Genomic DNA, 13,260 nt, shown 5'->3' on the forward strand with positions numbered 1-13,260 from the left:
CTCTGTGGTTAAAAAGAAGAACTAACCACGGAGGTTCTCTGCGTTTGGCACGGAGTATCACGGAGATTATTTAACCTGGACCGTTGAGTTTTCTGTGAGGTAGGCAGAGCCTGCCGTGACCACTTCGCTGTTAGCAGATAAACCGTTTGTCAGCAGTACGTTAGCGCCGTCGATGAAGCCGATCTGAACCGGTATCTTCTGTACATGTTTCCGGTCAGCAGCCAGTGTATACACAAATCCGTCCTTGCCGTTGCCTTCCACAATGGCTTCGACCGGTACGATGCTGTAGCTGCGGCTTTGGCCGGGCTGGAGCGTAACCTTGGCAAACAGACCTGGCGCCAGTTTAACACCGGCCGGCTGAAGGCGTACTTCCACCTCATACAGCTTGTTCATCGGATCGGCGGCCTGAGCCAGCTCCTGAACGGTGCCGCTAAACGTCTGGTTGGGGTAGGCATCCAGCGCAATTGTCGCCCGGTTACCGATTTTAAGCCGTGCCCAGTCTTTATCCGACACCCCAACCCGCACAATCCAGTCGTTTTGCCGGTTGCCGGAAATCATGAAAACCGGTGAGCCCGGACCTGCCAGTTCGCCTTCGTTCATGAGTTTGCGGGTAACGGTGCCGTCGATTGTTGCCCTGATCTGCGCAAAGTTGCGGTTAAACTGTGCAATGGTCAGGCTCTGCCGGGCGACATTACTGCCGGTCGTTGCGTTCTGCATCTGCTCCAGGGTGGCGGCTGTATCGGCATACATGGCCTTTACCCGGTTCAGATCACGCTCCGATTTCTCGACACCGAGCTGTGCCTGGGCTACCTGTGCGTTAATCTCGGTCAGATCGAGCGTGGCCAGCAACTGACCTTTGCGGACAAACTGTCCTTCGTCCACGTAAAGTTTATTGACAATGCCGCCGATTTTGAAGGAGAGGCGGGCTTCTTCGGCCGACGACACCAGTCCCGACGCAACAACCGGTTCTGCCCGGACAACAACGTCTGTTTTGGTCAGCCGTACCGGAATTACCGTTTCTTCGGCCGGTGATGAGGCGGGCTTTTCGTCGGCTTTGGTGCCGCATGCCCACAGGAAAACCGCCGGTAGTATGGCTACTAGATAATGCGTGGTTTTCATAATTTATGGAAATGAGAGTGAGACATATACGCCGGCTGATGGCCAGCGCGTGGGTTCATTAGTGATACTGTTCTGTACAGGGAACTTATTCCGCCAGAATGCGGCTCAGGTCTGCCCGTTTTACCAGCAGGTCATACATAGCCAGGGATTGCTGGATCTGTGCCGTCAGGTAATCATTTTGGGCCTTCAGGAGTTCGATGAGCAGCGCCTGTCCGTTACGGTACCGGCTATCGATAACTTTAAGTGTCTGGTTCGTGGCCGTGACTCCCTGCCGTGTTGCCTGCAGACTTTCCTGTGCGGCATCAATCCCCGCATCTGCCTGGACTACCTGAAGCCGGATCTGCTGCTGTACTTCGCTGAGTTTTGTCTGGAGGGCATCCACCTGAATTCTGGCCTGCTGGATTTTTGACCGCTTCTCGTAGCCTTTAAACAGATCCCAGCTCAGACCAAGTTGGGCGATGCCATAGGCCTGATTGCGGAAGGTGTAGCCGTAGCCCTGAAAGCCGGTATAGCCTCCCAGGTATACCGACGGAATTTTAGCATTGGCTTCATTTAGTTTTACCGCATTCTGGGCGGCGCGGATCGAGCTTTGCAGCTGCGTCAGTTCCTGCCGGCGGGTAATGGCTGTTTCCTGTAATCCGGTAATGGTTTCAGTAACCTGAGCCGGTTGTTGCTCCAGCAATGTGCTGTCGATGGTAATGGCCGATTGCAGCTCTTTATTCAGCAGAAAATTGAAATAGGCCTGAGCCGTTGTGCGGTTTTTTTCTGCATTGGCCAGTTGCTGCCCGATTTTACTGACTTCATACTCGGCCGAAGTAACAGCATCTTTCGTAGCGACATTGTTGCTGACGAGCTTCTGGTTCAGGCGGGTCAGCTCACGGAGCAGGTTGCGGGAGTTTGTAAAAATCCGGATTGCGTCGAGGGTTTGCAGGTATTGGTAGTAAGCAGTAGTAATGTTGTACCTGAGCTCGTTGGCTACCACCCGTTTACGGGCCTCCTGTGCACTCAGCAAGTCTTTTTGGATAAGGTAATTATATTGAATGTCAGTATTGTAGATCGCATACTGGACATTAATACGTGTGTCGTGGAAGTTAGTAGGGGCCAGCAACTGATTAACATTTTCCAGATTGGTCGGAAAGCGTTCAGCACCCGTCAGCTGATTCAGTGTTTTATACACCGGATTCAGCATGTCACCCACCGGAAATTCGAGGCGACGGCCACCCGCAGCAAGTGAATAGGTCGGGTTAAAGGTAAACCTCGGGTAGAACAGCGCTTTTGCCTGATTCAGTGATTCGGTAACACGTTTGATTTCCAGATGTTCCTGGCGGAGTGTCAGGTTATTCTGTAAGCCTTCCTGAATGTACGCTTCCAGTACGGCAGAAGATCTGCCGGGATTAGGTTGCGCTACAGCAGTAGCCAGCCCTGAGCATATCGACACTAAGTATACTAATTTACGCGAATGCCTGATTAAGAGATTCATAATCGTAGGTCATTTAGTGAACAGTGTTTAGTAAAATGGTAAAAAATTTTAGAGCCCTCTTTTTATAGTATCACAAAAAAGGTTGAAAGCTTCAGTCATCAGTTCCTGCCGGCGTTCTTCGCTAAACATCATCATGCGTTTACGCAGAAACAGGGCAGTATAGCCATGAATGGCACTCCAGATCATCATTGCTGCTACCTCAGGGTCCTGTGGTTTGAACACACCGGCGTTAATACAATCCCGGACAACCTGCACCAGGGTATTAAAGGCGTTTTTTCCTTCATCCCATTCATCGTCAAGGCATGCTTCCATCGGTCCTACCATGATAAACATCAGGTCAAATAACTCTGGGTTATTCACGGCAAAACTGATATAACGCCGCCCCATTTCAACAAGCCGTTCAAACGGATCATCAATTGTGGCAATCGGCGCAAAATCCTGTAACATCAATCCAAAGCCCTTTTTATGAACCGCGTAAAGCAGTTCATTTTTGTCTTTAAAATAGAGGTAGATCGTGGCCGGACTGTATTCAATAGCATCCGCGATGTTGCGGATACTCACCTTTTCGTAACCGTTTTCCAGAAACAGCGTTTGGGCTGCATCCAGAATCCGTTTCCGCATTTCTTCCTTTTCCCGTTCCTTGCGTTCGGTAATTCCCATGGGCACATTGTTAACGGAACAAAGGTAACTGAACAGTGTTTAGTAAACAAACAGTGTACGATAGAATGGAATAAAAAAAGGATGAATGGTTATTTTTTGGCGACAAAGAGTAGTATTATTGATTATTGCCATTAATCTTTCGGGCAGCAACGTTATCTAAGTATTAAACAAATACGCTACTAAAATGAAAACAAAACGGAGTCAGCCGGTTATGTGGGCAGTAATGCTATCTGTGCTGACTTTGGCTGGTGCCTGGGCGCAATCACCCAAAACGTACGGAATTGGCGATGCGGTAAGTGATTTCCGGCTCAAAAACGTAGATGACCGTCAGGTTTCCTTACAGGACTACCGCGGGCAGAAAGGGGTAATCGTTGTCTTTACCTCCAATCACTGTCCGTTTGCCAAGAGTTATGAAGATCGCTTGTTATCGGTGCATCAACGGTATGCCGGTCAGGGCTATCCGGTAATTGCCATTCAATCGAACGATCCGGGAGCTTATGAAGATGATTCGTTCGATAACATGAAAGCCCGTTCGCGTGAGCGGAGCTACCCGTTCCCGTATCTGTTTGATGAAACCCAGCAGGTGGCCCGACTGTTTGGTGTGACAAAAACACCACAGGTTTATGTATTAAAGCAAACAGGTGGTCAGTTTACCCTACAGTATACCGGTGCCATTGATGATAACCCGCAGGATGCAAATAGTGTGCGTGTCCGTTACCTGGAAGATGCCCTGGCGAGCTTAATTGCCGGAAAAGCCATCGTAAATCCGGTAACCCGGCCGATTGGGTGTGCCATCAAATGGAAATAAGGCAGAGAGCTTTGGCATGACGTTTGTTTTTAAGACAGTAGTCAAACTAAAACAAACTACACAAACGTTATGAAATCTATCCAGGTTTTCGCAAAACAGCTTCGTTATTTTCTGGCCGCCGGTCTGGTCTTTACCTCATTAGCTATGCTCCCGTCATGCAGCTCAGACAACAAAAAAGAGTCGCGGACTGAAGATGCGCTGGAAAATACAGGCGATGCAATAGAAGCCGACACCAAAGAGGCTACGGCAGATGCCCGTGAAGATATGAAAGAGGCCGGTGATAAAGTTGAAGCCAAGGCCGATGAAGCAGCAGCTGATTTCCGTGAAGAACGCGATAAAGCCGTTGCTAACATGAAAGAGCAGCAGGAGAAGCTGGATACCAAAATTGACGAATTACAGGCCAAAATCAAACGCGAAGGCCGTGAAGCGAAAGCGGATGCCCGCGAGGAGCTGGATAAGCTGAAGCAGGAACGCGACGAGCTGAAAGCAGATATGAAAAATGCCCAGGATGCCACAGCGGATGCCTGGCAGGAAGTTAAAAAAGGGTTCAAACGGGCAGGTGACCGTCTGGATAACGACAAAAATTAAGGATACATACACCTGATCTTAAAAGCGCCAACTGTAGATAGTTGGCGTTTTTTTGTGGAAAGATATCTACAAAAAAGAAAGTAACCCTTGTGGGCAGCCACACCGGTCGCTCGTTTTTATGATCACTTTTTGACGGAAATTTATACGATTTTGTCGAGTCCTTTCTTCCCGTATAAAGAGCCGTCTGCGTACGCTCCGTTTTTAGTAACTTGCCTTCTAAAGCCATTATTTTAACGCATAGCAATGTCTTCTTCCTTAACTGGTCATCAATTCCTGGCTGCTACCCGAAGCGCCGCAAATACGGAAATTTTTCAGGGCATCAACCCCGCGACGGGTGAGTCGCTGCCGGGCGATTTTCACGAAGCGACGGCCGCCGAAGTCGCTGAGGCCTGCGCCCGGGCGACCGAAGCCTTTCAGGTCTACCGGCAGACAACCGGTGAGCAGCGCGCCCTGTTTCTGGAGCGGATTGCCACCGAAATCGAAAATCTGGGTGATGCCCTGCCGGAGCGGGCACACGCGGAGACAGCCTTGCCAATGGCACGTCTGACCGGTGAACGCGGCCGGACAACCGGTCAGCTGCGGTTGTTTGCGCAGTATGTCCGTGAAGGGTCATGGGTCGATGCACGCATTGATACCGCCTTGCCGGACCGTCAACCCCTGCCTCGTCCGGACCTGCGGCAGATGCTTCGTCCGCTGGGACCGGTCGGTATTTTCGGCGCCAGTAACTTCCCGCTGGCCTTCTCGGTAGCGGGTGGTGATACGGCTTCTGCCCTCGCGGCAGGGTGTCCGGTGGTCGTAAAAGCACACCCTGCCCACCCGGGTACATCGGAGCTGGTTGGCCTGGCCATCAGCCGTGCGGTTGAGGCGTGCGGGCTGCCGGCGGGTACATTTTCGATGGTTCAGGGCCGGACAGTAGCGGTCGGGATGGCGATTGTGCAAAATCCGCTGATCAAAGCCATCGGATTTACCGGTTCGCTGCGTGGTGGTAAGGCAATCTTCGATGCGGCTAATCAACGGCCGGAACCAATCCCGGTTTATGCCGAAATGGGCAGTACAAACCCGGTTTTCTTCCTGCCTGAAATTGTGGCACAAAAAGGAGCTGCACTGGCACAGGCCTATGTTTCATCGGTCACGTTAGGGGTTGGGCAGTTTTGTACTAATCCAGGATTGGTGCTCCTGCAATCAGCAGAAACGACAGGTGTTTTTGTAGAGCAGGCACGGGCAGCTGTGGAGCAGGCTGCTCCGGCTGCGATGCTGACAAAAGGCATTCAGGAAGCCTACACACGGGGGCTGTCGCACCTGAAAACAATTGACGGTGTAACGGTAGTAGGGGAGGGGCCGGCAACCGACGGTTTTGCGTTAGGTACACCGGCATTGCTGACGGCTTCGGCTGACAATTTCCTGAAAACAGCGGATCTGGCCGAAGAGGTATTCGGGCCAAGCAGCGTCATTATCCAGGCCGATACCCGGGAGCAGTTACTCGATGCCGCCCGTTCGCTGGAAGGCCATCTGACGGCAACAGTACATGGGACCGACGACGAGCTGGTTGCCTATGCCGACCTGCTGGCCATACTGGAACAGAAAGTCGGCCGGCTTATCATCAACAGCTTCCCGACGGGGGTTGAGGTAAGCCACGCCATGCAGCACGGTGGCCCGTATCCGGCAACTACCGACAGCCGCAGTACATCCGTTGGCACCAATGCTATCCGCCGGTTTGCGCGGCCGGTTTGCTATCAGGGCTTCCCGCAGGCACTCTTACCTGCTGAACTGAAAGACGGAAATCCGGTTGGCATCTGGCGCCTGGTCGACGGAAAGATGAGCCAATAGCCGACTGATCTATGATTACCATCGTAACGGCATCAACTACCGATATTCCCGTTATCCGGCGGATTGCTTACCAGACCTGGCCGGAAACATTCGGCGCTATCCTGTCTGCTGAACAGATTGCATACATGCTCGACTGGATGTATGCTGCACCGGCGCTGGAAGCACAGATGACAACGGGTGGCCATCAGTTTTTTCTGGCAATGGACGATGACGAAGCCGTCGGCTTTGTCTCGTGCCAGCCCGACTATAAGGATAAACCGACCATCAAAGTACACAAGCTTTACATCCTGCCTGACCAGCAGGGCAAAGGTGTGGGGCGCGTGTTGCTGAAAAAGGTTGCAGAGGTTGCGGAGACGTACGGAAATACGACCATGTCGCTTAACGTAAACCGGTATAATAAAGCCCTGGCGTTTTACGAAAAAATCGGCTTTACCGTGGCCGGTCAGGAGAATATTGATATCGGCAACGGGTTCCTGATGGAAGATTACATTATGGAAAAGCCGCTGGGAGCGTAGGGTAGCGAGCAACGTGCGTAGTGTTTAGTGGTGGCACGACTGGAGGACGCCCCCGTCCTCCAGTCGTGCCACCACTGTTTAAGAGCTACACAAACTGTAAGGTATCAAATTTTTTGCCGAGGATGGCGACATCATCGGTTTTCAGCCAGTTCCGGAGCAGTGTTGCATAAATGCTGCGGAAATCCACACTATACTTTAAATCGCCCTCGTCGAGGTTGGTCAGGTTAGGGGCTTCGTTGAAGACCTTGCCGGGCGTCAGGTTGCCGCCAAACAGAAACACATTGTTTGCGGTGCCGTGGTCGGTACCGTTGCTGGCATTCTGCTTTACCCGCCGGCCAAACTCCGAAAACGTCATCAGCAACACATCATTGACCAGACCCGCCTGCTTCATGTCGCGCATAAAGGCGTTGACCGCTTCGGCATATTGACTCAGCAACCGCTCCTGCTGATTGACCTGATTGATATGTGTGTCGAACCCACCGATTGAGATGTAATACACACTCGTTGACACATCGGACTGAATGAGTTCCGAGACGGTTTTCAGCCGGTTACCCAACTCACTGCCGGGATAGGCGATCTGGCTGGACTTAACCCGCTTCGCCTTATCATACACATAGTCTGCCGAGGACACAGTTTCGGCCAGCGTTTTGTAGAGGTAGGCTACGTTTTCATGCTGTGCCTCCAGCTTGCTTTCCGACAACCCGTGCACCAGACCACTGCGGGTCTGATTGTACAGCTTCTTCGGGTCAAGCACTGCCAGACCGTTAATATCGGAGCCTTTCATGGCCAGACTCAGCGTATCGTCAACTTCAATGGCGCGATGCGGCTCGCAGGCTTTACCGCTACAGTTTGCATCAAGATACCGCCCGACCCATCCGGTTTGTACGTACTTATCGGAGTCACTGGCGGTATGCCAGATGTCCATCGACCGGAAATGGGAGCGGTCGGGGTTGGGGTAGCCCACGTTGTTGATAATGGTCAGCAGCCCGTCGTCGTATAATCCCTTTATTGATTCCAGAGCGGGGTTGAACCCTACATCATCGTTCAGCTTGAGTACCTTGTCCGCTTTAATGGCAATGCCCGGCCGTTCGCGGTAGTAAATATCGTTGCGGTAGGGCACAACCGTGTTCAGACCGTCGTTACCGCCCGACAGTTGCACAACCACCAGTATTTTATGGGCAGGCGCTCCGGAGCCGAGGTGGCTGGTTTCATAGGCCTTCAGAAAATGCGGGATCATCATGGTTCCCGCCGTGGCCAGCGCCGATTTATTGAGAAATTCGCGACGTTTCATGTGTCAATGAGTGAATGAGCGAAAGAGTGATTGAGTGAAAGTCTGTAGCTCGCAGACCCGCAGTCAGGCGAATACTTCCGCTCTTTTACTGCGCGACACCCGCTCTTTCACTCTTTATCTCTTTCGCTCTTTGGTTTACGAAAGCTGGTATTCGGGTAAACTCATCAGGGCGGCTGTTAGCGTCCGGATTTGCTCACTGTGCGTCTGGCCGGGCTTTATCGTTTTTAAAATCAGCTGTTGCTGAACCGGCTGTAAGGGGTAGGGCAGCAGGTAGGTCGCCAGAGATTCCAGGAGTTCCTCCTCTTTTACGCGTTGGAAGGGCTTTTCAAACTCGTCCCAGTTGACGATTGTTGTGAACTGATTTTTGCCCCGTTTGGCCAATAGCTCGGCGTTGACATCGGCTTCGTCTTTGGCCCGGATGTTCACTTCTGCCGCTTTGAGAACATAGTCCGGCAGTTTCATGCGGAAGAGCAGACTTGACGAGTCAATCCAGTTCCTGCCGCCGGGCCAGCCTGCCACGTTTGGCGGGTAAAACAGCACCTGCCCGAGCGTCCGCTGGACAAACACCTGTGGTTGCGGCTGATCAAACTGCACACCAAGCGTGTGGCGCATCCCTGCCAGTAACTCAACCGGCGACTTGATGTGCGCACCGATATTGGCCGGATCGTAGAACCAGTCGGCGGTAAAGATGGTTTCCATCAGCTGCGTAATGTCGTAGCCGGACCGGTAAAAACCATCGGCGAGGCTATCAACCCGCTGCCTGTCTTCCTGTTCGTTAACGAAATAACGGTATATTTTTCCGGTAATGTAGCGGGCGGTTTGTTTCTGCTCCAGAAGCATAGTGAGCACATCATCGCCGGTAAACGCACCTTTTTTACCGAAAATCTCTTTTTCGCCGGTATCATGTGCCTGCCGCCGGAACGTAAATTCGCCGTCGATATTGAAGCCCCAGCCGGTAAAGGCGCGGGCGGCTTCCTTGATGTCATGTTCGGTATAGTTGCCGCGACCGAGCGTAAAGAGCTCCATCACCTCACGGGCAAAGTTCTCGTTAGGGGCGTTTTTCTTGTTTTGCTGAGCGTTCAGAAACTGAAGCATGGCCGGCGTTTTCGAGACACCTGTCAGCAGATCGCCGAACTTGCCGAGTGCATGCTGCCTTACGACATTGGCATATTGCTGCATCACCAGACCATTGCGGCCCTGGGCGCGGCAGGCAAAATGACCGTGCCAGAACAGCGCCATCTTTTCGCGGAGGGCTCCCTTGCCGGAGGCCATCCGGTCGAGCCAGGTAACGTTGAGATCGCGCACGAGCTCGGCGTTCTCTTTAATGCGTGCTTTAAGCGAATCGCGGTCGAGCATGCCGTTCTGCGCCATGTTCTTCAACTGTTTCTTCGGACTGTATTCTTCGGGATCAATGACGGTAAAGGGTGTGTACTCTTCACTCTGTTTAAAGAGCGTGCGCACCACTTTCCTGACCGGAGACTGTGCTGCTTCTGCTATGCCGGCAGGAGTAGCGCCAAAGCCCGCCCGGTCGAATAAATGACGCATTCGGGCGGTAGCCTGCTTTTCTTTACGCATATGCATGGTTAGTTAATTGGGTCTAAGCCCGTTAGACAGGCATAACGCAAAAACGTTTAACTGACAGTATGGTAAAGACAGAAATTTTAATGACTACTTCATCCGGAAAGGATAAAATTTACTTAACGCCCATTTGCAGTAAGGTTTCCTTGATGGTTTCAACCCGTTCACGGCGCCGCAATAAAATCGGTTCGGCCTGACGTTCCTGACAATCAACGGCACGGCAGCGTTCACAGGACTCGTTTACCTTACGGTGGATAAGAGCAGGGTCAGCTAAGAACCTGATCCGGGCTTTGGTTGCCTCATTTACCAGAATGCCCATTGACACACTGTGATTAAGGTTTTTGATCGGTGTGAGCGGGCGGGCAAAGCCAAAGACCAGATAGGCGTTGTGGGAGTCGATGTAATCGGAAATTTGTGCCCGCAGGATAGGGGCTTTAGGCGCATTTGCCTGCTGCATAGCGGCCAGCTCAAACAGCATAGACAACGAAACCCACCGCCGGCAGTAATGTTCATTGGTAATGCCATGCGGGTTGTGCAGCCGTGCCAGGTGCATTTCCTTAGTAAGGTCAAACGTCTGACTGCCGGGCTTGTGCTCAAACCGCAGGAAAAAGAGCTGGTCAACGCCGAAGTACTTTGGCAGAAAGTTACTCATACGGTGCAGCAGCGTTTCGGGCGTAGCCTGTAGCTCATCGAGCATGCGATGCAGAAACTGACTGGCTTTTTCCCAGGTGGGCAGCGCCAGCCACTGTTCGAGCAGTGGTAAGACCTTGTCTTTTGGCATCAAAATGGCGCCGGCAAAGTAAGATGCCCGGAAGTTATTCAGCACCTGTTCAAAAGACGTCACCTCTACCCACGACGATGTCAGCGGTCTTTCTTTAATCTGTAGGCGCAGGAAACCGATTTCCCGCCCCAGCGTAAAGGCGCGCTGGTCGTGGGTAAGGATCCGGTTCAGCAGCAGTTTTTTCTCGCCCGGAATCAGAACCGACCGCAGACTGCCGAGGTTTGGAAAGTCCTGTTCGTCGAAAATCTGAATCGTGTAGCCGTATACAGCTTCCAGATGCTTCCGCAGGAACTCTTCACCCACTACCTTTTTGGCTTTAATGTTGGTTAAAAACGCTTCTGCGGCGTTTTCAATGTCTTCAAAGTAGTTCTCATGGATTTCCTGATAGGTCCGCAATACGGAGAAATACAGCTCTTCGACACCAAGGTTATAGTGACGGCTTATTTCCATCATGGTACTGATGAACGCACTGAGCTTGACCGGAGCATCTGACAGCAGTTCGAGCAGATCGGCGGGTTCAATACCAAACATGCTTAGCGGCAGATCCTTGAGCAGGTTCGACCGCAACAACTCATAGATGGGTTCCATCCGTTTGCTGAGCTGAAGCGAGACAAGGGCATCATACGATACGCTCATGGCTTGAGCGAGGGCAATGATCTTTTCTGTTTTAGGGTATTTCTTGCCCTTTTCAATCTCGTTGATATACGAAACCGATAACCCCGAAAGGTCTGCCACATCGTACTGCGTCATGGCTTTATCGATACGTAGCTGCCGGAGTTTAAGGCCAAACAGAATTTTGATGCTGTCCGAATTAATGTCCATTCAAGTGGGTATTTCTGCTTCAGTGTCAAACTTACGCATTTCATTTTTTACTACATAACCACACTGACGGACACCCGGACAGAACAAACCGGACAGGTTATGCCGGCTGAAGGAGGAAGTTAATGGAAAGCAGGGGAGACGATTCACCCCTGCTTTTTTTATTACTTGATCAGGCCGATGGCTTTTGCTTCATCGAGTGTCAGCCAGTCTTTAAAGTTGTCATTAATTACCCATTCCGGACGGCCGCGGAGTATACGCCATGCTTCCTCCAGACCACATCGTTTCAGCCACACGCCATGCACTTCAACCCGAATGTCATCCGGCTCAGCTTTTGAGATATTTTTCCTGATTTTCTGAATCAATGTCAGGGTATTTTCCTGTGGAGGTAACTCTTCTAAGGAAGAAGTTTCAGGTGAAAGGCTTTGCTGCGCTACCGACTGAATCAGGTTCGCCGTGATGGTTTTACCGGTTTGCTGCGAGGTCTCATTCACCTGTTGCCACACCTTTAACCGTTCGTCCTTAGGGATTGAGGACAACGCATTCGCGTGAGATTCCCGTTCGGGCATCGGGTAAGCAATATCGTTGTCGGAAATTTCCGACACAGCCGGTTGTTGCAGGCTGTTAACAACTTCGGCAGCTCCCATCAGCTCGTAGGCACGCTGGCGCTTGATGCCGAAGCGATTGCGGCAATAGACCTCAAACGTCCGGTATTTTTCACGGTACAGCTTGGAATGACGGATTTCAATCAGGGCATTTCCAACAGCCATGAATGTTGCCAGCCCTTCGTCGATAATACGCTCGCAGACGCTCAGTCGCTCCTGTTCGTCGACGCTAAGCGGAGACAACTCCGTCACATCATCGGAATCGAGTGCACCCAGTACCGACATGTTTACATCCGCCACCGGTTCGCTGTGCAGGTCGGTCAGTAGATTATCAAATGACTTGGCTCGTTTCATGCTGGTTGGTGTATTGTAAAAATTCGTCACAAAAATTCATCAGGTCATGCGCTCCCCGTGAATTGGGTGCGTAGTCGAAAATGCTTTGGCCGAAGGCCGTACACTCCATCAGACTGATATCCTGCCGGATTGAGGCGCTGAAAACCCGTACTGCCGGATTAGCCGACAGCTTCTGATAAACACTCTGGCCAAACTTTGTCCGCAGGTCGAATTTATTCATCAGAATACCGGCCAGCTTAATCTCCGGATTAATCCGGCGGCGTACTTTGGCGGCACACTGCAAAATCTCGTCAAGCCCGATATAGGCGAAGTTCTCTCCCTGCATCGGAACAATAAACCAGTCGGTAGCGCTGAGAGCACCAAACGTCAGGGCACCGAGGCTCGGCGGGCAGTCGATGATTACGTAGTCATACGGCCGGTTTTCCAGCTGTTCACGCAGCAGATAGCCGCTATCCGGTTCGGCGTTGAGGCGGTGCTCATAGCTGAGCAGCATGCGGCTGGCTGGTATCAGGTGTACGGTCGGGCCTGTAATCAGGGTTTCTTCCCACGATGCTTCGTCCATCAGCAGTTCACCCGCATGGTGGCGGGGCTGCCGGCAGCCGGTGGCAAGCGTCAGGTTGCCCTGTGCATCAAGGTCGATAAGCAGCACACGGAAGCCCTTTTTCTGCAAGGCAGCTCCCAGGTTCAGGGCCGTGGTTGTTTTGCCGGTTCCGCCTTTGTTGTTCGTTATTGAAATTGTAATCGGTCTCTTTGACATATCAAGGAGTTCTGTACGGCGACAGTATTTTTTCTGCTGAGAACGTTGCTGTAAATTTAACAGCTTTTTAAGCAGTGG

Annotated in this window: 12 protein-coding genes; 4 read left to right on the forward strand and 8 right to left on the reverse strand. The window is 51.8% G+C overall.

The window, feature by feature from the left end; genetic code table 11:
- Nucleotides 1-66: 66 nt before the first annotated feature.
- The 3 genes from AC23NW_RS02925 to AC23NW_RS02935 all read right to left on the reverse strand — a co-directional run bounded on the left by AC23NW_RS02925 (nt 67) and on the right by AC23NW_RS02935 (nt 3,259).
- The gene (locus AC23NW_RS02925; protein WP_293838653.1) at nt 67-1,119 is read right to left on the reverse strand and encodes an efflux RND transporter periplasmic adaptor subunit; all 1,053 of its coding nucleotides are present in this window, start codon (nt 1,117-1,119) and stop codon (nt 67-69) included.
- An 85-nt stretch (nt 1,120-1,204) separates the two neighbouring features.
- Nucleotides 1,205-2,599 carry a TolC family protein gene (locus AC23NW_RS02930; protein ID WP_487447577.1) on the reverse strand — a complete coding sequence of 465 codons (1,395 nt, stop codon included), beginning with the start codon at nt 2,597-2,599 and terminating at the stop codon, nt 1,205-1,207.
- Nucleotides 2,600-2,647: 48 nt separating this feature from the next.
- Entirely contained in the window at nt 2,648-3,259 is a 612-nt protein-coding gene (locus AC23NW_RS02935) for a TetR/AcrR family transcriptional regulator (protein ID WP_293838647.1), read from the reverse strand.
- A gap of 184 nt (nt 3,260-3,443) precedes the next feature.
- Between AC23NW_RS02935 and AC23NW_RS02940 the strand changes: the two genes are divergently transcribed.
- The 4 genes from AC23NW_RS02940 (at nt 3,444) to AC23NW_RS02955 (ending at nt 6,997) form a co-directional block, all read left to right on the forward strand.
- The gene (locus tag AC23NW_RS02940; RefSeq protein WP_487447578.1) at nt 3,444-4,067 is read left to right on the forward strand and encodes a thioredoxin family protein; all 624 of its coding nucleotides are present in this window, start codon (nt 3,444-3,446) and stop codon (nt 4,065-4,067) included.
- A gap of 69 nt (nt 4,068-4,136) precedes the next feature.
- On the forward strand, nt 4,137-4,655 hold the full coding sequence (locus tag AC23NW_RS02945; protein WP_293838641.1) for a sll1863 family stress response protein: 519 nt from the start codon (nt 4,137-4,139) through the stop codon (nt 4,653-4,655).
- Between the two features lie 243 nt (nt 4,656-4,898).
- The gene (locus AC23NW_RS02950) at nt 4,899-6,482 is read left to right on the forward strand and encodes an aldehyde dehydrogenase (NADP(+)) (RefSeq protein ID WP_487447581.1); all 1,584 of its coding nucleotides are present in this window, start codon (nt 4,899-4,901) and stop codon (nt 6,480-6,482) included.
- Nucleotides 6,483-6,493: 11 nt separating this feature from the next.
- Nucleotides 6,494-6,997 (forward strand): N-acetyltransferase family protein, encoded by a 504-nt coding sequence (locus AC23NW_RS02955; protein WP_487447583.1) that lies wholly within the window; start codon nt 6,494-6,496, stop codon nt 6,995-6,997.
- Nucleotides 6,998-7,082: 85 nt separating this feature from the next.
- Here the strand turns inward: AC23NW_RS02955 and AC23NW_RS02960 are convergent, their stop codons facing one another.
- The 5 genes from AC23NW_RS02960 to AC23NW_RS02980 form a co-directional block, all read right to left on the reverse strand.
- Nucleotides 7,083-8,288 carry a DUF1501 domain-containing protein gene (locus AC23NW_RS02960; RefSeq protein WP_487447585.1) on the reverse strand — a complete coding sequence of 402 codons (1,206 nt, stop codon included), beginning with the start codon at nt 8,286-8,288 and terminating at the stop codon, nt 7,083-7,085.
- A gap of 135 nt (nt 8,289-8,423) precedes the next feature.
- Nucleotides 8,424-9,863 (reverse strand): DUF1800 domain-containing protein, encoded by a 1,440-nt coding sequence (locus tag AC23NW_RS02965; RefSeq protein ID WP_487447586.1) that lies wholly within the window; start codon nt 9,861-9,863, stop codon nt 8,424-8,426.
- Between the two features lie 118 nt (nt 9,864-9,981).
- Nucleotides 9,982-11,469: a helix-turn-helix domain-containing protein gene (locus AC23NW_RS02970; protein ID WP_487447588.1), complete on the reverse strand. Its 1,488-nt coding sequence runs from the start codon at nt 11,467-11,469 to the stop codon at nt 9,982-9,984.
- Nucleotides 11,470-11,630: 161 nt separating this feature from the next.
- On the reverse strand, nt 11,631-12,425 hold the full coding sequence (locus AC23NW_RS02975; protein WP_487447590.1) for a hypothetical protein: 795 nt from the start codon (nt 12,423-12,425) through the stop codon (nt 11,631-11,633).
- A complete protein-coding gene (locus tag AC23NW_RS02980) occupies nt 12,403-13,182 on the reverse strand; it encodes a ParA family protein (protein ID WP_487447592.1) in 780 nt (259 codons plus the stop codon). Before AC23NW_RS02980 ends, AC23NW_RS02975 begins: the two co-directional genes overlap by 23 nt.
- Nucleotides 13,183-13,260 lie beyond the last annotated feature (78 nt).

It is taken from the genome of Arsenicibacter sp. R0_47 (genome assembly GCF_057652235.1).

Bases quoted from the DNA above. Each gene is read 5' to 3' on its own strand.
- AC23NW_RS02925 (WP_293838653.1), bottom strand. From the start codon at position 1,119: ATGAAAACCACGCATTATCTAGTAGCCATACTACCGGCGGTTTTCCTG.
- AC23NW_RS02930 (WP_487447577.1), bottom strand. From the start codon at position 2,599: ATGAATCTCTTAATCAGGCATTCGCGTAAATTAGTATACTTAGTGTCG.
- AC23NW_RS02935 (WP_293838647.1), bottom strand. From the start codon at position 3,259: ATGGGAATTACCGAACGCAAGGAACGGGAAAAGGAAGAAATGCGGAAA.
- AC23NW_RS02940 (WP_487447578.1), top strand. From the start codon at position 3,444: ATGAAAACAAAACGGAGTCAGCCGGTTATGTGGGCAGTAATGCTATCT.
- AC23NW_RS02945 (WP_293838641.1), top strand. From the start codon at position 4,137: ATGAAATCTATCCAGGTTTTCGCAAAACAGCTTCGTTATTTTCTGGCC.
- AC23NW_RS02950 (WP_487447581.1), top strand. From the start codon at position 4,899: ATGTCTTCTTCCTTAACTGGTCATCAATTCCTGGCTGCTACCCGAAGC.
- AC23NW_RS02955 (WP_487447583.1), top strand. From the start codon at position 6,494: ATGATTACCATCGTAACGGCATCAACTACCGATATTCCCGTTATCCGG.
- AC23NW_RS02960 (WP_487447585.1), bottom strand. From the start codon at position 8,288: ATGAAACGTCGCGAATTTCTCAATAAATCGGCGCTGGCCACGGCGGGA.
- AC23NW_RS02965 (WP_487447586.1), bottom strand. From the start codon at position 9,863: ATGCGTAAAGAAAAGCAGGCTACCGCCCGAATGCGTCATTTATTCGAC.
- AC23NW_RS02970 (WP_487447588.1), bottom strand. From the start codon at position 11,469: ATGGACATTAATTCGGACAGCATCAAAATTCTGTTTGGCCTTAAACTC.
- AC23NW_RS02975 (WP_487447590.1), bottom strand. From the start codon at position 12,425: ATGAAACGAGCCAAGTCATTTGATAATCTACTGACCGACCTGCACAGC.
- AC23NW_RS02980 (WP_487447592.1), bottom strand. From the start codon at position 13,182: ATGTCAAAGAGACCGATTACAATTTCAATAACGAACAACAAAGGCGGA.